Source organism: Streptomyces gardneri (genome assembly GCF_006539185.1).
GTDB classification, from domain to species: domain Bacteria; phylum Actinomycetota; class Actinomycetes; order Streptomycetales; family Streptomycetaceae; genus Streptomyces; species Streptomyces gardneri.
In genome coordinates, this window is sequence record NZ_BJMN01000007.1 from 17,822 (window position 1) to 37,224 (window position 19,403).

Here is a 19,403-nt window from a genome sequence, read left to right on the forward strand (position 1 = left end):
CCATCCGCGGAGAAGGCTATCCCCACGCCCGGGTCAGGGATTCCTCTGAACTTCCCGGCCGTACACATGGAACCCCCGGCCGGTCTTCCGGCCGAGCAGCCCCGCCTCCACCATCCGCTGCAGCAGCGGGGGAGGGGCGTAGAGCGGCTCCTTGAACTCCTCGTAGAGCGACTCGGCGATCGAGTGGACCGTGTCGAGTCCGATGAGGTCGGCGAGCCTCAGCGGTCCCATCGGGTGGGCGCAGCCGAGTTCCATGCCGCGGTCGACGTCCGTGGCGGAGGCGTGGCCCGACTCGGTCATGCGGATCGCGGAGAGCAGGTACGGGACCAGGAGCGCGTTGACCACGAATCCGGCGCGGTCGGTGGAGCGGACGACGGTCTTGCCGAGGGTGAGGGTGGCGAAGTCGTGGACGGCTGCCGTGGTCGCCGCCGAGGTGTGCAGCGTCGTGACGAGCTCGACCAGCGGCAGTACGGGGACGGGGTTGAAGAAGTGGAGACCGACGACCCGGTCGGCGCGGCCGGTGGCTCTGCCGAGGCGCATGACGGGGAGCGAGGAGGTGTTGGTCGCCAGGATCGCCTCCGGATCGGCGACGATCTTGTCGAGCGCCGCGAAGACCTCGGTCTTCGCCCGGGCGTTCTCGGTGACGGCCTCGACGACCAGCTGCCGGTCGGCGAGGTCGGCGAGTTCCGCGGTGACCGTGACACGGGCCAGGGCCGTCTCGGCGGAGGACCGGTCGAGCTTACCGCGCTGGACGGCCCGTTCCAGGGACACGGCGATCCGCTCGCGGGCCGCCGTCGCGGCTGGACGGGAGGTCTCGGAGACGATCGTGTCGAGTCCGGCGCGGGCGCAGACCTCGGCGATGCCCGCTCCCATCCGGCCGCCGCCGACGACGCCCACGCGCCGGATGTCCAGGTGCTGGATGTCGACGTGCTGGATGTCCACGCCTCGGGCGCGCGCGCCGCTCATGACCGGTCCTCGGCAATCCGGACGAGGTGGCGCTCGTACGCGGAAGGGGTGAAGAACGAGGGCAGCTCGGTCGCGAGCGTCGTCTCGGTGAACAGGTCCCGTACCTCGTCGAGCGCGGCCCACGGGAACTCGGCGCCGAGCGAGGCGAGTTCCTCCTCCAGGATCCGCAGGACGGTGTCACGCTCCACCACCCGGTGGCGGAGCCACTGCCAGATCTGGACCCGGGCGATCTCGGCGGTGGCGGCGTCCTCCATGAGGCCGTACAGCGCCACGGCGCCCTGGCCGCGCAGCCAGGCGTCGAAGTACCGGAGGGTGACGGCGATGTTGGTCCGCACGCCCTCCTCGCTGGGCGGGCCGCTGATCCGGCGTACGGAGAGCAGACCGGCCGCCGTGGCCTCCACGTCCTCGCGGGTCCGGTGGAGCTGGTCGGGGCGGTCGCCGAGGACACCGTCGAAGACCTCGCGGCAGGTCGGGACCAGGCCGGGGTGGGCCACCCACGAGCCGTCGAAACCGTCCTCCGCCTCCCGTTCCTTGTCGAGCCGCACCTTCGCCAGGGCAGTGGCGTTCGCCTCCTGGTCCTTGCTCGGCACCTGGGCGGCCATGCCGCCGATCGCGTGCGCACCGCGCTTGTGGCAGGTGCGGACGAGGAGGTCGGTGTACGCCCGCATGAAGGGGGCCGTCATGGTGACCTTGGCCCGGTCGGGAAGAAGGAAGTCGGTGCGGTGTCCGAAGGTCTTGATCAGGCTGAACAGATAGTCCCAGCGGCCCGCGTTGAGCCCGGAGCTGTGCTCGCGCAGCTCGTGGAGGATCTCCTCCATCTCGAACGCGGCGGTGATCGTCTCGATGAGGACGGTCGCGCGGACCGTGCCGCGCGGGATGCCGAGGAGCTCCTGGGCGAGGAGGAAGACGTCGTTCCACAGCCGGGCCTCGTAGGCGTTCTCCAGCTTGGGGAGGTAGAAGTACGGTCCGTGGCCGGCGTCGATCTGCCGCCGGGCGCAGTGGAAGAAGTACAGGCCGAAGTCGACGAGCGAGGCCGGCACGGGGCGTCCGTCGAACAGCAGGTGGTGCTCCTCCAGATGCCACCCGCGTGGCCGGACCACGATCGTGGCGGGGTTCTCGCGGAGGCGGTACTCCTTGCCCTCCGGTGTGGTGAAGTCGATGCGCCGCTCGATCGCGTCGAGGAGTACGAGCTGTCCGCCGATCACGTTCTCCCAGGTGGGCGCGGTGGCGTCCTCGAAGTCGGCCATCCACACCCGGGCACCGGAGTTGAGGGCGTTGACCGCCATGCGCCGGTCGGCGGGCGGGCCGGTGATCTCGACCCTGCGGTCGGTGAGGCCGGGCGCGGGCGGCGCGACCCGCCAGGAGGCGTCGGAGCGGACGGCGGACGTGGTCAGGGGAAAGTCGAGAGGGGTGCCTGTGGCGAGGCGGATCGCCCGCCGCCGGCGCTCCTTCAGGAGCCAGCCCCGGCGCGGGGCGAAGGCATCGACGAGCCGGGCGACGAAGTCGAGGGCCTCGGGGGTCAGGATCTCGTCGTGACGCTCGCCCGCGGCGGCGAGGACACGGAGGGAGCGCGGTGGGGCACTGGGAGGCATCGGTTCTCCTGAACGGCGGGGCGAGGGCGGGCCGAGGTGGGGGTGGGGCGGGGGAGGAGGAGTACGGGGCGGGCGGTACGTGGAGCCGCCCGCCCCGTACGGCTGTGGGCCGCGCGACGCGCGAGGCGTGGGCCGTGTCCGGCGGCCCGCGGCCTGACAGGCCCTAGTGGAACTGCTCCTCTTCGGTGGAGCCGCTGAGCGCGGTGGTGGAGGAGGCGGGGTTGACGGCGGTGGAGACCAGGTCGAAGTAGCCCGTACCGACCTCGCGTTGGTGCTTCACGGCGGTGAAGCCCTGAGCCTGGGCGGCGAACTCCCGTTCCTGGAGGTCCACATAAGCGGTCATGCCGTGCTGGGCGTAGCCGCGGGCGAGGTCGAACATGCCGTGGTTGAGGGAGTGGAAGCCGGCCAGCGTGATGAACTGGAACTTGTAGCCCATGGCGCCGAGTTCGCGCTGGAACTTGGCGATCCGGTCGTCGTCCAGAGCCGCCTTCCAGTTGAACGAGGGCGAGCAGTTGTACGCGAGCATCCGGTCCGGGTACCGGGCGTGGATCGCCTCGGCGAACTCGCGGGCCTGGTCGAGGTCCGGGGTGCCGGTCTCGACCCAGATGAGATCGGCGTACGGGGCGTAGGCCAGGCCGCGGGCGATGACGGGGCCCATGCCGTTGCGGACCCGGTAGAAGCCCTCGGCCGTGCGTTCTCCGGTGACGAACTCGGCATCCCGCTCGTCGACGTCGCTCGTGAGCAGGTTCGCGGCGAGCGCGTCCGTACGGGCGATGACGAGTGTCGGGGTGTCCGCGATGTCGGCGGCGAGCCGGGCCGCGTTGAGGGTCCGGACGTGCTGGGAGGTGGGCACGAGGACCTTGCCGCCGAGGTGGCCGCACTTCTTCTCGGAGGCCAGCTGGTCCTCGTAGTGGATGCCGGCCGCACCGGCCGCGATCATCGCCTTCGTGAGTTCGAAGGCGTTCAGCGGGCCACCGAAGCCGGCCTCGGCGTCGGCGACGATCGGCGCCAGCCAGTCCGTGCCCCCGTCGGTCGAACCGGTCGTGCCGCCCTCGGCGGTGGCGATCTGATCGGCCCTCAGCAGCGCGTTGTTGATCCGACGCACCACCTGGGGAACGGAGTTGACCGGGTAGAGACTCTGGTCGGGATAGGTGTGACCGGCCTGGTTGGCGTCGGCGGCGACCTGCCACCCCGACAGGTAGATCGCCTGGAGCCCGGCCCGTACCTGCTGCACCGCCTGCCCGCCGGTCAGCGCGCCCAGCGCGTGCACGTAGTCCAGCTCGTGCAGCTGCCGCCACAGCCGCTCGGCGCCGCGGCGGGCCAGCGTGTGCTCCTCGCGGACGCTGCCGGAGAGCCGGACCACGTCCTCGGCGGAGTACGTGCGCTCGATCCCCCGCCAGCGCGGGTCCGTCGCCCAGCGCCGGGCCAGCTCCTCGGCCGCCCGTGTCGTCGCCGCTGCCTGCGCCATGATGTTCTCTCCTCGGGTGTGTCGAATCCTGCAAAGATTCGTGGGAGGTGAAGGACGGCCCGCAGGTCGCGGTGTGGAGGCGTCCGAAACCGGCGGTGTCAGGGCATGAACCGCGCCCCGGTTTCCGCCTGTCAGAGCTGCTCTCGGCGGGCCGTTGCCATGACTTTCGCAGTGGCACCCCGTGCCAACAACCGTGGCCGACTGCCAAGTTCTGCGAATCTTCCCGCGCGATTCCGCGAAGTCTGCGAAGCCCTGAGCCAGGCGCGACCCGACTAGGCTGCCGACGACCCGTAGCCGCGACCCGAGGGAGGACCATGAGCAAGATCTACGCGGGCGGGAGACTGCGCAGGCTCCGTGAGGAGCGCGGGCTGAACCAGGCCGACCTGGCCAAGGTCCTCAGGATCTCGCCGAGTTACCTCAACCAGATGGAGCACGACACCCGGCCGCTGACCGTGCCGGTGCTCCTGCGGCTCACCGAGTCCTTCGGCCTCGACCCGGAGTTCTTCTCCGAACGGGACGCCAGCCGGCTCCTCGCCGACCTGCGCGAGACCCTGGCCGACGAACTGGACCGGGCCGCGCTCTCCGCCGCCGACCTCAAGGACCTGTCCGGCCGCCTGCCCCACGTGGCGGCCCTCCTGCTCGACCTCGGCCGGAGGAACCGCGCCCTGACCGAGAGCCTCGCCGAACTGACCGGGGCGCGCGGCGGTACGACCGCCCCCGGCGCGGCCCGCACCCCGCACGAGGAGATCCGCGAGTTCTTCCACCGGCGCCGCAACTACCTCCACGACGCCGACCGTGCCGCCGAGGACCTCGCGCATGAGATCGGCGTCCGCCCCGGCGAGGTGGGACGGGCCCTCGCCACCCGCCTCGACGAGCACCACGGCGTGCGCATCGCGAACGACGCGGGCGACCGTCTCCACCGCTACGACCCCGGCGCCCGGATCCTGCACCTCTCGCCCCGACTGCGCCCCGGCCAGCAGGCGTTCCGCATGGCCGCCCAGCTCGCCCTGCTCGAACACGACGACCTGCTCCGCGCGTACGCCTCCGAGGACTACGAGGAGGCCACCACGACCTGGTCACTGGCCCGCATCGGCGTCGCCCAGCACTTCGCCGCCGCCCTGATCCTCCCGTACCGGGTCTTCCACGCGGCCGCGGAGGAGAGCCGGTACGACATCGAGCGGCTCGCCGACCGCTTCGGCCTCGGCTACGAGACCATCTGCCACCGCCTCAGCACCCTCCAGCGCCCCCGGCTGCGCGGTGTCCCCTTCTCCTTCGTACGGGTCGACCGCGCCGGCAACATGTCCAAGCGGCAGTCCGCCACCGGATTCCACTTCTCCCGCGTCGGCGGCACCTGTCCCCTGTGGAACGTCTACGAGGCGTTCGCGGCGCCCGGACGCATCCACGTCCAGGTGGCGGCCATGCCCGACGCACAGCGCTACCTGTGGACGGCCCGGACGGTCACCCGCCACGGCGGCGCGTGGGGCGCCCCCGGCAAGACCTTCGCCATCGGCCTCGGCTGCGAGGTCCGCCACGCCTCCCGCCTGGTCTACTCCGACGGCCTCGACCTCGACAACCGGGCCGCCGACACCCCGATCGGCATGGGCTGCCGAGCCTGCGAACGCCTCGACTGCACCCAGCGCGCGCTGCCGCCGGTGGGTCGCGCACTGGCCGTCGACGAGAACGTGGGCAGCTTCGTGCCGTACGTCGTGGAGGACACCTGACCGCATTCGATACGGATTACCATGTGTGAAAGCGCACCAAAGGCGCATAAGCACCTACGAAAGACGCAGGCAACGGAAATCGACTTTCCGCTACCACCGCCCGACGTTCGGTGACCGGGAGGAGATGGCCGTGACACTCGGATCGCGCCGCCACGGTCGCCGGAGAAGGCGTCGTGCGCGGGCCCGACGGACTCCGGGCGCTCTCGTTCGCCGAGGTGTCGTGCGCGTGGCGAAGTGGGAGCTCCGCCTGATGGCCTGGAGCGTCCGGACGCGGTTCCGGGCGGCATGCCAAGCGGCGCTGCCGACGGCGGTCCGGCGCAGGCTGTAGGGCTCTGGGGCGGGCCGGTGCGAGTACAGCAGGATTCACGACACGGGACCTCGCGTCCGTCGGGGCGTGCGCGGGCCCGTGGCTGAACGCGTGCCCCGTCCGTCCATGAACATCCCCTGGAGGACAGCGAATCGACGGTTCCGGCGTGCTCGCGGGCCGGGAGGGATCCGGGCCGAACGTCTCCGAGGACGGACGGAATGATCCCCGGAGACCCGGGTAGGCGGACGCTGTCCAACCCGCAGGGAGGAGCAACCAACCATGGGTCTGGGACTGTTCATCATCATGATCGCCGTCGGCGCCATCCTCACGTTCGCGACCGACTGGGAGCTCGCAACGGTCGACCTCGATCTGGTCGGCCTGATCCTGATGGGCGTCGGCCTGCTCGGGACCGCCGTCTACAGCAGCGTTCTGCGCCGCCGCCGGATGGTGGTCCCGCCGGTGGCGCCCACGGTCACCGACGACGACCGTCGTGGCCGGCTCTGAGGCGGCCCACACGTCCGGCGCCGCGCCCTGCACGAACACACGACAGAGGAGTGACAGCGATGACCGACCATCTGTGGTCCTTCAGCACCGAGTCCGGCCACCTGGCGGGTACCGATCTCACCGGGTGGCGCGTCGAGGCCTCCGACGGGCACATCGGCAAGGTGGACAAGCACTCCGACGAGGTGGACGACTCCTATCTGGTCGTCGACACGGGCGTCTGGATCTTCGGCAAGGAGGTGCTCATCCCGGCGCGGGCGGTGACCCGCATCGACCTGGAGGAGCAGACCCTCCACCTCGCCCTGTCGAAGGAACAGGTGAAGGACTCGCCCGAGTTCGTCTCCGACAAGCACCTCGCGGACCGCCAGTACCGCGAGGAGATCGGCCAGTACTACCGCACGTCCTGGCCCTTCCCGGGAGGTATGGGCGGCTTCTGACGGGCCGTCGGTCCACGCCGGTACTCGGGTTCGTCGAGCGTAAGGCGGCCGACGACCTCAAGCGGTCACGTCGTTCATCGAGGAGCGGCGGCCTGCAGGCAGGCGGCCGGCGCGGATCGGTCCGATGATCCGGCGCCGGCGCGCCCTTGGCAGGGGTGACAGGAGTCGAACCTGCGGCATCCGGTTTTGGAGACCGGCGCTCTGGCCAGCTGAGCTACACCCCTTCGGTGTGCGGCAAGCGTGCCACTCCGACGGGAGGCGGCGCCACCGGATATCGCGGCGGGGAGCGGACGACACCGCGCACCCGGTACCTGCCGGGTCGACCATGGATCGGACGAGGATCCACCTGAGGTTCGTCGGGGAACTGGCCCAGGATCAGATCGGTGGGTGCTGGCCCCGCCCCACCGGAGGGCCGGCCAGTGGCGTGGGGGAGAGTGCCGACGGTTCCTCTCCCGGTTCCAGGAGGGTGTCGGCGGCGCCCACGATCAGGGGATCGGGCCGGCCCACGGCCTCGGCGTCCTTGTTGGCATAGTCGATCCGCCACAGCAGATAGCGCATCGCCTCCAGCCGCGCCCGGCGCTTGTCGTTGCTCTTGACGACCGTCCACGGCGCGTCGGCGGTGTCGGTCGCGCGGAACATCTCGATCTTCGCGGCGGTGTACGCGTCCCACAGGTCCAGCGAGGCCAGATCCGTCGGCGACAGCTTCCACTGGCGGACGGGGTCCACCTGCCGGATCGCGAACCGGGTGCGCTGCTCCGCGCGGGAGACCGAGAACCAGAACTTGACCAGGATGACGCCGTCCTCGACCAGCATCGACTCGAAGGCCGGGCACTGCCGGAGGAAGAGCGCATGCTCCTCCTCCGTGCAGAAGCCCATGACCTTCTCGACACCCGCGCGGTTGTGCCAGGAACGGTCGAAGAACACGATCTCGCCGCGCGCCGGCAGGTGCGGGACGTACCTCTGGAAGTACCACTGTCCCGCCTCCCGCTCGGTCGGCTTGTCCAGAGCGACGATCCGCGCCCCACGGGGGTTCAGCCGCTCCGTGAAGCGCTGGATCGTGCCGCCCTTGCCCGCGGCGTCCCGCCCCTCGCAGATCACGACCAGCCGGGCCCCCGTCTCCTTGGCCCAGCGCTGGAGCTTCAGCAGCTCGATCTGCAGGACCCGCTTGGTCCGCTCGTACTCCCGGCGGCGGACCTTCCGGTCGTAGGGGTAGTTCTGGCGCCAGGTCCGGATGGGTCCCCCCTGCGCGTCCAGCAGGACGGGCTGCTCCGGCTGGCTGGTGTCCACCCTCAGCCCGGCCAGCAGGTCGTCGGCGGGGTCGTCGGCGTCCGGGGCGGCGGATCCGGGGTCGTCCCGGTCGCCGTCGTGAGTGCTCATGGGGGCCCCTTCCCCCGTCGGCGGACCGACACGAGCGTGACAGCCGATACATCACCCGGACGGCGCGGTCGGGCCGGAGGGCGCCCCGCTCCGCGGAACGCGCTCCGGCCCGGCCCGGCGGATCCCGCTCAGACGAAGGTCACCGTCACCCGCTCGAAGCCCAGGCCCCGCAGCAGTTCCCGCAGCATCGCGGCGGTGTTCCGTTCCGCCCGGGACGTCAGGTCGGACTCGCGGGCCGCGTCGCCGATGCGCCGGGCGGCGAGGACATGGACGGCCTGCTCGCTCGCGGGGTTGTCCGAGAAGAGGTCGCCGATCCGGTCGAGCAGACCGCGCTGCTTCGACACGGCGTACGACCGCTCCGGATCGAGAGCCGGGTCGGCCAGCCGGGCGTGCGGCAGCCGGAGGGTGGCCTCGGTCCGGTCGGCGTCGACGGTCACGGCGTCGTCCCCGAGGCCGCCGAACTCGACGTAGGAGGCGACGCTGCCGCTCGCCACGTACAGGATGCGGGTGCCGCGGATCGCGTCCGGCAGGAGCCGCGCGTCGTGCTCCAGGTCGACCACCACCTGGTAGGTCCCCGCCGCCCCCTCGTACCGGCTCAGGTCCTGGACGGACTTCAGGACGGCGGGGCCGGAGCGGTCCTTCACGTCCGTCCCGAAGACGTCCAGGCCGGGGACCCGGAGGAACTGGCCGATCAGCATGAGGGCGACGGCGAGCACGAGCAGGACGACGACGGCGAGGCGCCACCTCCCTCCGGGGCGCTTCCACGATCGGCGGGCCGGCGCGGGACTGTTCTCGGTCTCTTCTCCCATGCGGGCCGGATGCCCGAGTCCGCCGCTCCCACACCCGACTCCGCCCGAAACGCGCTCTGTTGGGGCCCGAGGGGAGGGTGGTTCGGAGGTGAGCGCCCCGGGGGACCGCAGGGCATGCGGTCCCCCGGCGGGGGTACGCGGGATCCGTTCGCACCAGGGCACCAATGGGAGGAGACGGCTCATGTTCGGTCGGAGAGCGTCCAAGGGACGGGGCGGTGCTGCGCCCGCCGGAGGTGACGGGGGCGACGGGGGCGAAGGAGGAGCCGCGGGGGGCGCGGGCGGTGTGGCGCCGGCCGGCGGGAGCCCGGAGCGGAAGGAGCCGGACACCGCGGCGCCCCCGGCGGCGGTCCCGGTCCGGCGCGGCCCGGGTCGGTTCGTGCGGACGCTCGTCGCCCTCACGGCCCTCGCGGGCATGGTGGCGTTCGCCGTGGTCCTGGCCCGGCTGACGCTGGAGGCCTCGCCGGCCTCCGTGCCCCTCACCCACAGCAACCTGACGCCCGGGCGCTCGATCGAGGCCTACCTCGGCCGGCCCGCGTTCGTGGACACCGTCAAGCAGCTCGGGGGCAACATCCTCCTCGGCGTCCCCTTCGGGATCCTGCTGCCGCTGCTGTCCCGCAAGGCCCGCGGCTTCCTCCGCGTCGCGCTCCTCACGTCGGCCACCATGCTGCTCGTGGAGCTGGTGCAGGGGGCGCTCGTCACGGGCCGTGCCTTCGACATCGACGACGTCCTCCTCAACACGACGGGAGCACTGCTCGGCTACGTGACCGTCGGCCGGAGGCTGGGCCGTGCCGTGCACCCCCGCCCCCGCCCCCGCCCCCGCTGGTGGCAGCGCCGGCGCCCGGCCCGTACCTCGCCATGACAGCCGGGACGGCGGGCTCCGGCGTAGGACCGGCCGAGGGGGGTAGCCGCCCGGGCATGGCCGAACGGAACGTCCCGGAACGGCGGGCTCCGGAGTCACGGACCCCGCCCCCCGACCCGTCCGACGCCGAGGGCCCCGGGCCGGGCCCCGGCGTCGAGGAGCGAGCCCCCGATTCGCCCGCCGACCTCCCCTGGGCCTCCTGGTTCGCGGTCCTGAAGGGGTCGGTGCGCGAGTTCACGGACGACGAGCTCATGGACCGGGCGGCGGCGCTGACGTACTACGGCGTCCTGTCGCTCTTCCCCGGACTGCTCGCCCTGGTCTCGCTGCTCGGGATCAGCGGGCAGCGGACCACCGACCGGGTGACGGAGAGCCTGCGGGAACTGGCGCCGGGACCGGCCCGCGACGTCCTGGAACAGGCGCTGGCGGCCCTGAGCGGCAACACCGGCACCGGCGCCGTCATGGCCGTGGTCGGACTCCTGGTGGCGCTGTGGTCCTCGTCCGGCTACGTCGGCGCCTTCATGCGCGCCGCGAACCGCGTCCACGACGTCCCCGAGGGGCGCCCCGCGTGGAAGCTGCTGCCGATCCGGCTCGGCATGACGGCGGCGCTCATGGTGATGGCCGCCGCCGGCGCCCTGATGCTCGTGCTCAGCGGTGACGTGGCACGCCGGGCCGGAGAGGCGCTGGGCGTCGGCGACACCGCCGTGACGGTCTGGTCGGTGGCCAAGTGGCCCGCCCTCCTCCTTCTCGCCGTGGTGATGGTCGCCCTGCTGTACTGGGCGAGCCCGAACGCCAAGGGCCGCGGATGGCGCTGGATCACCCCGGGCAGCGTGCTCGCCCTGCTGATCTGGATGGCGGCCTCGGCGGGCTTCGCGGTGTACGTCTCCGAGTTCGCCTCGTACAACCGGGTCTACGGCACCATGGCCGGCGTCGTCGTCTTCCTCGTCTGGCTGTGGATCAGCAACCTGGCCGTGCTGCTGGGCCTGGAGTTCGACGCCGAACTGCTGCGCCGGCGCGCGGTGGCCGGTGGCATGCCGCCGGACCGGGAACCGTACGTCAGGCCGCGCGACACGCGGACGTGGAGCGACGAGGAGCGCCGCGAGGCAGGCCTGCCGGAGAAGTCGCACCACCACGACGGATGAGCACGACGTACGGGACCGAGGACCGCCGCCGGCGCGGCGACCCGGAGCGACGGCATCGGGCCCGGGTTCGGAGCGCCCCGCTGCATCCGTCACCCGCCCGGCGGCGGAACTGGATACGAGTCCCTCGACGCCGCCGAAGAACCGGAGGCCCTCATGCCCCGCACCTGGGAACCTGAAGGACGTACCGCCGTCGTCACGGGCGCGGCCCGCGGGCTGGGCGCCGCACTGGCCCGCCGGCTCGCCGGGCGCGGGATGCGCGTGGCGCTGCTCGGGCGGGAGCACGCCACGCTCGCCGCCCTGGCCGAGACGCTCGGCACGGAGAGCCACGCCGTCGAGGTCGACGTGACCGACGACGCGGCGATGGAGCGGGCCGCCGGGGAGGTGACCCGGGTCCTCGGCGCCCCGTCCGTCGTCGTCGCCAACGCGGGCGTCGCCGAGGGCGGGCCGTTCGAGACCTCCGCCCCCGAGACCTGGCGCCGCGTCGTGGAGGTCAACCTCGTGGGCAGCGCGATCACCGCGCGCGCCTACCTGCCCGGTCTGCGTGCCAGCGGGGGCTACTTCCTCCAGGTCGCTTCCACCGCCGCCTTCGGCGCGGCCCCGATGATGAGCGCGTACTGCGCCTCCAAGGCGGGTGCCGAGGCCTTCGCCCGCTCCCTGCGGGCCGAGGTGGCGCACCAGGGCGTCGGCGTGGGCGTGGCGTACCTGCACTGGACCGACACCGACATGGTCCGCGACGTCGACCGCCACCCGGTGCTGCGCGAACTGCGCGGGCACATGCCCGGACCCGCCCGCCGCGTGTATCCGGTGGACCGGGTGGCGTCCTGGCTCGTGCGGGGAGTGGAACGGCGCTCCGCCTCCGTGTACGCCCCGCCCTGGCTGAGGCTCGCCCAGGCCGGCCGGCCGTTCTTCCCCCTCGCGGTGGACCTGCTCTCCCGGCGCGAACTGCCCCGTCTCATGCGGGCGCACTCGTTCGAGCAGACCGGACTGCTCGGCGCGGGCGGCCGCATCGAGGAGAGGCTGATCGACCGGACGCCCGCCGGGCCGCCCGCGGACGGGCACGGAAGGTGACGAGGAGCGGGATTGCGACGCCGAGCCGAGCCGTCGGCTCACCACGACCCACCACGAGGTCGGTTACTCGTCGTCCTCCTCGTCTTCGTCGTACCAGCCTTCGATCATGCCGACGAGCCGTTCGTCGATCGGGTTGTCGAACTCGTCCTCGGTGACGAGGAGTCGGCGAAGCGTGTTCAGGGGGTACCAGTGCTCGCCGGGCTTGGCGTCGGGCGCGCCGACGCAGGGGGTATCCAGGTATGCGGGGTCCGGGACCGCCGGATAGAACGCCGGGAGCAGGCCGAAGGTGACGTCCGGTTCGAACTTCCATACCCAGCCCTCGCGCCGTCGGCGCAGGGTCTCGCCGATGTACCACACGGCACCCTGGACGAAGGGGGAGCGGCGCTGTGCGGTGATCTCCTCCGACTCGGCGAATGACTCCTTGACGAGGTCTTCCAAGGCATCGAGGGAGGCGTCGGAGAAGTCGAACCGGTCGACGCCGCCGGCTTCCCGAGCCCAGCGTTCGAAGGCGGCCTGGCGTTCGGTGAGCCAGACCAGGAGGTCGGGGTGGCGGGTGGAGTCGTAGTCGGAGTGGGGTGTGGTCATGGCCAGAACCTACCGAACCGCGCTGTCACCCACGCAGGATCTTCGCGGAGTCATCACACGCCACGTCAACAACGCCTTGTACGCGCGGTGTTGACGGCCTCTAGTGTGGTGGGTGGGCAGGAGTGGGCACGATACGGGGGCCCCATGTCCGGCCTGCCCTCCCAGTCTTGAGTCCCGTGGCCCCCACGACCAGGGACACTAAGTGAGCACATCCATACGACAGCGCCTGAAAAGGCGCCTCTCTGCCGCGCTGGCGGTCGTTTCCTCGGCGGCGGTGCTGCTGGTCGGCCTGCCGTCCGTGGCGTCGGCCGCGCCCGGGGACTACGCGAAGATCAGCGGCGGCAAGCGGTGCGATCAGATGCACCTGAAGAGGACCGTCCCGCGTACGCCCAACAACTCGGGTGCGCCGACGGGTCAGCACCAATGGACGAAGTCCGGGCCGGACGAGGAGTACTACTACAACAACGCGTTCAAGGGCTTCGAGAACGTTCCCGCGCCCACTGCGGCCGAGCTGGGGCAGGTCACCGGCAGCCGCGCGGACATCGACAAGTGGGACAAGGCGTACGCGGCCTCCAAGGACCCGGAGGACATGCGCAAGGCGATCTACTCCCGCTATCAGCGGCACCGGAACGAGTCGAACAACCCCAAGCCGTTCGGCAGCTGGAAGGTCAACCTGATCAGCGCGCAGGTCAGCAAGCAGAAGGGGGGCGTGTTCGAGGTCAAGGCGGTTCAGGACTTCAACATGGTCGGCCCCGACTGGCTGTGCGAGGTCACGATCGAGATCTTCGACAAGGACGGCAAGAAGATCGCCTCCCGGCGGTACGACTCCTACAACCAGCGCACCGGTGAGCTGGGGGAGTTCAAGTCCGACGGGAAGCGCAAGCCGGCCCAGCTCCGGGCCGACAGGATCATCCTGCGGCACAAGGACGCGAACCACGACTTCACCCGGCACCGCCTGACGATGTTCACGTCGGAGAAGCCGAACGGGGCCACCCTCCGCGACTACAAGGCCGAGAACGACAAGCTGCGGGCGGAGCGGGGGACGGGGAACAACCCGATCCGGATCGCGGAGCGCCGGGCGACCGCGAAGGGCCTGTGGCCGGAGACGAAGTACACGAAGACGTACAACGTGTTCAACCCGCTGCCGAACCGCGGCACCCAGGGCCCGGGCGCCTCGATCGCCTACGGGTCGGGACAGAACCCCGCCCAGGCCCGGCAGTTGCAGAACCAGTACCTGGCGGACAACGCCCGGTCCGCGCTCGGCCGGGGCCCGGGCGGGGTGGACTTCTCCACCCTGGAGCTCCAGTACGTCGGCAACCCGGTCAAGGGCAAGGCCCTGGACTACTCCATGAAGGCCGACCTCATGCCCGATGAGGACGACAACCCGGGCTGGGGCGGACAGGCGAAGCTCGAACTGGCCTCCGATGCCCTGTTCACGTGGCTGGCGCTCACCCCGGACCGGCAGTGGGTGAACCTCAACCCCGACCAGCCCGACACCATCATGGACAAGGCGTTCGGTGAAACCGACGCCGGCCGTGTCCTCCTCGTGGCCGACATGGAGATGAAGCGGGACTTCTCCCGCGCCATGGACCCCAAGAAGTCCCCGGGCAAGGAGTTCATGGAAGCCGCCCCCAAGGTCGACGGGGTGCCGTGCTGGGGATCGGGACGCAACTGGATCGTTCCCGGCCGGGCGAAGGTCCGCGAGCAGGACGGCGGGATCTACATCCTCGACGCCCCGCTGGAGGTCAACCACGCGGCGATGGACTTCGACACCCCCGTACAGGGAGAGGACTGCTCGAAGAAGCTCAGCAAGGAGGAGAACGAGCGCAGCCACCGGCTGATCACCCAGTACCTCGTCCCGCATGTCGAGAAGCAGATCAACACCGACCCCAAGTACGCCGACCTGCGCCGCGTCTACAAGTCCCGCGTCGCGGCCGAGTGGATCCGCCAGCAGGACGCGAGGAAGGCCACCGACTTCCGTCCCCTCATCAACAGCAACAGCCTGAAGCGGTGGCCGCTGCGCGGTGAGAATGCCCACTGGGACAAGCGGACCGTGTGGCGGGAGATGGTGAAGTCCTTCACCGAGGGCGACTTCACCTACGAATGGCCCCTCGGTGACGGCCGGATCTACACGTTCTTCGTCGGCGGCATCGACTTCGCGAAGGCCCCCAAGCGGAACGTCACCGCAGTCGAGTTCACCGCCCAGCACCGTGAACTGCCCCGCACGACGAAGGACTCCGTCCGCACGGAGACCTCCGCCCGCGACAGCGACACCGCGTTCCTGGGCGGCAACGGCATCGCCCCGGCAGATGACGGGAAGCCCGACCCGACACCGACGCCGACGCCAAAGCCGACGCCGACCGACCCGACACCGACCGACCCGACGCCGACCGACCCGCCCACGTCGCCGGGCCCGGACCCGACCAAGCCCGGCAACGGCGACACCGGCGGCAGCGGGGGCGCGACGCCTCCGGCGAACCGACCGGACCCGGACGGCGGCCTCGCCGACACCGGATCGGACACCCCGATCGGCCTGATCTCCGGCATCGCCGCGGCGATCGCCGCCACCGGCGCGGCCCTGGTGTGGTGGACGCGGCGTCGCCGCACCGTCCAGGAGTAGCCAGAACGAGCAGCAAACAGGAAGGGCCCCACCCCGGTTCGCCCCGGGGCGGGGCCCTTCCCATGTGCACTACCGGTGTCACAGATCAGGTCGCTCGACCGTCCACGACCTTTCAGCACGGCGTGAAAGCCCAGGTGTGAAGCCGTCCAGCCTGACCGGAAGCGATGTTCCTCACAACCATCGAATAGGGGTGTCGGTGTAGGGCCGAGAAAGCCCGTGACCTGCACAAAGCAGGCAGGGAGCCGTCTCGGAGGAGTCCCGAATGCTGCGCATTCTGTTCAAGTCCAAGATCTGACTATTTGGCGTCGCCGCAGGTCAGGGGCATCATGTGCCCTCCTCAGGTCAGCAAACGGTCAGCATGCGTCCGCATGGTGTCCCCGCTCGCTGACCTTCGACCTGCAGTGCGGTGCCTGAGCATGATTCCTGGGCTGGATCGGATGGGTCGCCACATCGCCCGACAGCTCGCCCGCGGCATGGGTTCCTTCTTCAAGGACTGCGTCTGCGCCAAGCCCACCCACTGCCCCCACCCCTACTCGATCCGTTTCCGCGACGCGCGCGGCAAGCAGCGAGAGGAGTCCGGATACGGCACGCAGGACGACGCGATCGAACGCCTCACGCAGCTCTATGCGGAGAAGAAGACCACGGTGCCCTCAGTGGCGGTGGCCCGCCGTGAGCTGGGTCAGCTGACGATCGAGGAGTACGCGATGCAGTGGCGGCCCCGGCAGCGAAGGATGACGGACTAATCCACCGGCTGGCACGTCGACAGTTCGATCAACGTCCACATCGTCCCCCGCCTCGGATCGCGGAAGCTGAACGCGGTCACGCCGATCGTGGTCGAACGGTTCCTGGACGAGATGGAGAACGATGGATGCACGATGCGACCGCAGCACGCAATGAAGGCATCGCCGTCTGTTTCCAGCACTTCCCAGGGGTGGAAGTGCTTCTGGATGACGGCTACCTCGGCCTCAGACGCGACCACCTCGATAAGGCGATCACACCGCTCAGAAAGCCCAACAAGATCGCCGTCTCGCAGGTGCACGCCGCCAGAGAAGAGGCCCGGCACCGGCACTCATCGAAGCGCATCACCGGCGAGCACGCGCCCGCCGACCACAAACGCTGGAAGCAGCTGACCCGCTGGACCCACCGGCGAGAGGTCTTGCCCGACACCTACCGGGTCATCGCCGGCCTCGTCTCCGGACCGCAACACCATCGCCTGACAAAACCACCAGCTCAGGACCGTGCATCTCCAACGCAATCACGCACCAGTTTGTCAGCGCCGGACAGTTCCCATGCCTTGCAGTCGTTGTACGGCTCCTGATCCCTGCGCCGGCTCCGGCGCTGGGGTCACAGGTCCCGGTGCCCGCCGGGTGGGGCTGCCCGGCTCTCGGCGGTGCCGGGTGGACCCGGCGAGGACTCGCCCGCCGCGAGGTGCTCCAGGACCTCCGCCAGTTCCTGGCAGGCGCGGCGCACCGACCGGCGGGTCGCACGCTGCTCGGTGATGACGGAGGAGAGAAGCAGGGCGGTCAGGGCGGCGGAACCGTTGAACGCCTGGAGCTTGGCCATGATCTCGACGTCCGTCAGGTGGAGGAACGCGCCCCGCCCGGAGGTCGCCTCGAAGGTGGTGAGCACGGAGGCGAAGAGCGCGCACAGCATGCTTCCGGCGAGCTGGAAGCGGAGTGCTGCCCAGATCAGCAGGGGGAAGACGAGGAAGAGCATGCTCATCGGGCTGAGCACGGCCATGGGCATGAGGACCAGGGTCGTCAGCCCCAGAAAGGCCGCCTCCTTCCAGCGCCGTACCCGGAACCGTCCGGCCGGCCCCGCGAGGACGAGCAGGAGCGGGGCGACGAGCAGCACCCCCATCGTGTCGCCCACCCACCAGGCCAGCCAGACGGGCCAGAACTCGCTCTTGTCCAGGGAGCCCTTCGCCACCTGTAGTCCGACCCCCGCGGTCGCGCTGATCAGCATGGCGCCGAACCCGCCGAGGAAGACCAGGGAGAGTCCGTCCCGCAGCCGCGCCATGTCGCGCCGGAATCCGGCCCGTCTCAGCAGCAGGAAGGCGCAGAGCGGCGCGACGGTGTTGCTCACCACGGTGACCACTGTGGTGGGCCCCGGAGCGGTGAGGGAGGTGATGACGAGGAAGGAGCCGAGGGCGATCCCAGGCCAGACCCGCGCGCCGAGCAGCAGCAGGGCGGCGACGGCGACGCCGGTGGGCGGCCAGATGGGGGTGGCCACCACGTCTTCGACGACGAGGCGGCCCATCAGGCCGAGTCGTCCGGCCGCGTAGTAGCAAACCGCCACGGCCAGCGACATCAGAGCCGCCTCCGTAGCGGACCGGAACTGCCGAGTATCCAACACGTCAGCCATCAGACACCGGCCGGGCCGCCACGACCGGGCAAGGCCCCTGCGTGTCGGGCGCCGCCGTCCGGCACGGGCCCGGGCCGGTCCGAGGACCGACCCGGCCCGAGGAGAGCCCCCTCCCCTCACTCCTCGGCCGCCGACCGCGCCGGACCGCCGTCATGGCCGACGACCAGGACGGCCGCGTCGTCCTCGTGCCCCACCGTGGCCGCCAGCTTCATGACGGCGGTGGCGAGCGCGTCGACGTCCAGCCCGGCGACGGCGGTGATCCCGGCGAGCCGCGTCACCCGGTCCAGACCCTCGTCGACGTGGAGCGAGGGCCCCTCCACCACCCCGTCGGTCAGGAGGACGAAGACACCGTCGGCGGTGAGCCGGTGGCGCGTGGCCGGGTAGTCGACGCCGCGGAGCACACCGAGCGGAGGCCCGCCCTCGCTGTCGTCGATACCGGAGCGGCCATCGGTGGTGGCCCAGATGTAGGGGATGTGACCGGCCCGGGCGCACTCCAGGGTGCCGGCAGCGGGGTCGAGCCGCAGGAAGGTGCAGGTGGCGAAGAGGTCGGCGCCCAGAGAGATCAGCAGGTCGTTGGTGCGACCGAGCAGCTCTCCCGGGTCTCCGGTGACGGAGGCCAGCGCGCGCAGTGCCACGCGGACCTGTCCCATGAAGGCGGCGGCCTCGATGTTGTGCCCCTGCACGTCACCGATGGACATGCCGATCTGCCCGCCGGGCAGGGAGAAGGCGTCGTACCAGTCACCGCCGACGTTGAGCCCGTGGTTGGCGGGCTCATAGCGGACGGCCAGCCGGGCGCCCGGAAAACTGGGCAGGTCCGAGGGCAGCATGTCGCGCTGCAGGGCCACGGCGAGCTCGACCCGGGAACGCTGCGTCTCGGCCAACTCCCGCGCCCTGGCGGTCAGCGACCCGAGCCGGACCAGAAGGTCCTCGCTGTTGTCGGCCGGCCGTCTGCGGAACATCGATCACTCCGACGTCACGACAATCCTCGCATCACTCCGTCCCGTCTCCAGCACGCGGGACCACAGGGGACCACCTCGGTACGAACAGGTCCTTCCCCACTCTGCCCGGAGGGGACGGCGTCCGCATCTCATCGGCGGAGAACGCGGCGGATCCCAGCCGGGCCACCCCACACCGCCGGAAACGAACAGCGGTTCGGCGAGATCGAAGGCATCGCCCGCCCCTGACCTCTGTCCGGACCGAGCAGGCCGACGCCGCGCGACTCGCCCGGCGGTCACCCGCCGCACCCGCCACCCCGGCGCCCGGTGCCTGCCTGACCTGGCGGCAAGGCACCGGCGGCCCCAAGAACGGCGGGCACGACCACGAACCACACCCTCGCCCCCCGGGCGCGCCGGCCGGTCTCGCGGGCGCCGCTCAGCACACCTTCCGGTAGAGGATGCCGGAGGCGCTGCCGCGGTCCTCGACACCGACCGGCGCGTCCCGCAGCACGAGCCGGTCCCGGTCTGGGGCTCCGCACACCCCCGTCGCCACCTCGGGGCCAGTGCGTCCCGCGCCGTGACCGGCCCGAGGACGTCGCGGCCCTGGTGGCATACCTTGTGGGCCCCTCCGCCTCGTTCATCGCGGGGCAGTCCG

Annotated in this window: 16 protein-coding genes, 1 tRNA gene and 1 pseudogene; 9 read left to right on the forward strand and 9 right to left on the reverse strand. The window is 71.1% G+C overall.

The window, feature by feature from the left end; all coding sequences use genetic code 11:
- Positions 1–33: 33 nt before the first annotated feature.
- The 3 genes from SGA01_RS05380 to aceA form a co-directional block, all read right to left on the reverse strand.
- Positions 34–966, reverse strand: coding sequence for a 3-hydroxybutyryl-CoA dehydrogenase (locus tag SGA01_RS05380; RefSeq protein ID WP_141293845.1), 933 nt, complete (start codon positions 964–966; stop codon positions 34–36).
- Complete coding sequence (gene aceB / locus SGA01_RS05385) at positions 963–2,558, reverse strand: malate synthase A (protein WP_141293847.1); 1,596 nt, start codon at positions 2,556–2,558, stop codon at positions 963–965. Before aceB ends, SGA01_RS05380 begins: the two co-directional genes overlap by 4 nt.
- Before the next feature lie 163 nt (positions 2,559–2,721).
- Positions 2,722–4,026, reverse strand: coding sequence for an isocitrate lyase (aceA, locus tag SGA01_RS05390; protein ID WP_141293849.1), 1,305 nt, complete (start codon positions 4,024–4,026; stop codon positions 2,722–2,724).
- Between the two features lie 314 nt (positions 4,027–4,340).
- Here aceA and SGA01_RS05395 point away from each other — a divergent pair, with 314 nt between their 5' ends.
- From SGA01_RS05395 to SGA01_RS05405, 3 genes are all read left to right on the forward strand, one after another.
- The gene (locus SGA01_RS05395; protein WP_141293851.1) at positions 4,341–5,747 is read left to right on the forward strand and encodes a short-chain fatty acyl-CoA regulator family protein; all 1,407 of its coding nucleotides are present in this window, start codon (positions 4,341–4,343) and stop codon (positions 5,745–5,747) included.
- 586 nt (positions 5,748–6,333) lie between these two features.
- Entirely contained in the window at positions 6,334–6,558 is a 225-nt protein-coding gene (locus tag SGA01_RS05400; protein ID WP_141293853.1) for a DUF6458 family protein, read from the forward strand.
- Between the two features lie 59 nt (positions 6,559–6,617).
- Complete coding sequence (locus tag SGA01_RS05405; RefSeq protein WP_141293855.1) at positions 6,618–6,992, forward strand: ribosome maturation factor RimM; 375 nt, start codon at positions 6,618–6,620, stop codon at positions 6,990–6,992.
- A 147-nt stretch (positions 6,993–7,139) separates the two neighbouring features.
- Here SGA01_RS05405 and SGA01_RS05410 read toward each other — a convergent pair.
- From SGA01_RS05410 to SGA01_RS05420, 3 genes are all read right to left on the reverse strand, one after another.
- Positions 7,140–7,216, reverse strand: a tRNA-Trp gene (locus tag SGA01_RS05410).
- Between the two features lie 151 nt (positions 7,217–7,367).
- Positions 7,368–8,369, reverse strand: a complete 1,002-nt coding sequence (ppk2, locus tag SGA01_RS05415) for a polyphosphate kinase 2 (RefSeq protein ID WP_141293857.1) — start codon at positions 8,367–8,369, stop codon at positions 7,368–7,370.
- Positions 8,370–8,497: 128 nt separating this feature from the next.
- Positions 8,498–9,178, reverse strand: a complete 681-nt coding sequence (locus SGA01_RS05420; protein WP_141293859.1) for a DUF4230 domain-containing protein — start codon at positions 9,176–9,178, stop codon at positions 8,498–8,500.
- 181 nt (positions 9,179–9,359) lie between these two features.
- On the opposite strand from SGA01_RS05420, the gene SGA01_RS05425 reads away from it, so the two are divergent.
- The 3 genes from SGA01_RS05425 to SGA01_RS05435 all read left to right on the forward strand — a co-directional run bounded on the left by SGA01_RS05425 (position 9,360) and on the right by SGA01_RS05435 (position 12,244).
- Positions 9,360–10,037: a VanZ family protein gene (locus tag SGA01_RS05425; RefSeq protein ID WP_229918311.1), complete on the forward strand. Its 678-nt coding sequence runs from the start codon at positions 9,360–9,362 to the stop codon at positions 10,035–10,037.
- Between the two features lie 56 nt (positions 10,038–10,093).
- A complete protein-coding gene (locus SGA01_RS05430) occupies positions 10,094–11,176 on the forward strand; it encodes a YihY/virulence factor BrkB family protein (RefSeq protein WP_141293861.1) in 1,083 nt (360 codons plus the stop codon).
- 153 nt (positions 11,177–11,329) lie between these two features.
- The gene (locus SGA01_RS05435) at positions 11,330–12,244 is read left to right on the forward strand and encodes an SDR family oxidoreductase (RefSeq protein WP_141293863.1); all 915 of its coding nucleotides are present in this window, start codon (positions 11,330–11,332) and stop codon (positions 12,242–12,244) included.
- A gap of 63 nt (positions 12,245–12,307) precedes the next feature.
- Here the strand turns inward: SGA01_RS05435 and SGA01_RS05440 are convergent, their stop codons facing one another.
- The gene (locus SGA01_RS05440) at positions 12,308–12,829 is read right to left on the reverse strand and encodes a hypothetical protein (RefSeq protein WP_141293865.1); all 522 of its coding nucleotides are present in this window, start codon (positions 12,827–12,829) and stop codon (positions 12,308–12,310) included.
- Between the two features lie 202 nt (positions 12,830–13,031).
- Here SGA01_RS05440 and SGA01_RS05445 point away from each other — a divergent pair, with 202 nt between their 5' ends.
- The 3 genes and pseudogenes from SGA01_RS05445 to SGA01_RS05455 form a co-directional block, all read left to right on the forward strand.
- Positions 13,032–15,449 (forward strand): hypothetical protein, encoded by a 2,418-nt coding sequence (locus SGA01_RS05445; protein ID WP_141293867.1) that lies wholly within the window; start codon positions 13,032–13,034, stop codon positions 15,447–15,449.
- 437 nt (positions 15,450–15,886) lie between these two features.
- The gene (locus SGA01_RS05450) at positions 15,887–16,192 is read left to right on the forward strand and encodes a hypothetical protein (protein ID WP_229918312.1); all 306 of its coding nucleotides are present in this window, start codon (positions 15,887–15,889) and stop codon (positions 16,190–16,192) included.
- 86 nt (positions 16,193–16,278) lie between these two features.
- Positions 16,279–16,666, forward strand: a pseudogene (locus SGA01_RS05455) (hypothetical protein); the annotation flags it as partial.
- A 127-nt stretch (positions 16,667–16,793) separates the two neighbouring features.
- Here the strand turns inward: SGA01_RS05455 and SGA01_RS05460 are convergent.
- Together SGA01_RS05460 and SGA01_RS05465 are read right to left on the reverse strand one after the other, a co-directional pair.
- On the reverse strand, positions 16,794–17,759 hold the full coding sequence (locus tag SGA01_RS05460) for an MASE1 domain-containing protein (protein ID WP_308699038.1): 966 nt from the start codon (positions 17,757–17,759) through the stop codon (positions 16,794–16,796).
- Between the two features lie 170 nt (positions 17,760–17,929).
- Positions 17,930–18,772: a PP2C family protein-serine/threonine phosphatase gene (locus SGA01_RS05465; RefSeq protein ID WP_141293870.1), complete on the reverse strand. Its 843-nt coding sequence runs from the start codon at positions 18,770–18,772 to the stop codon at positions 17,930–17,932.
- Between the last annotated feature and the right edge of the window lie 631 nt (positions 18,773–19,403).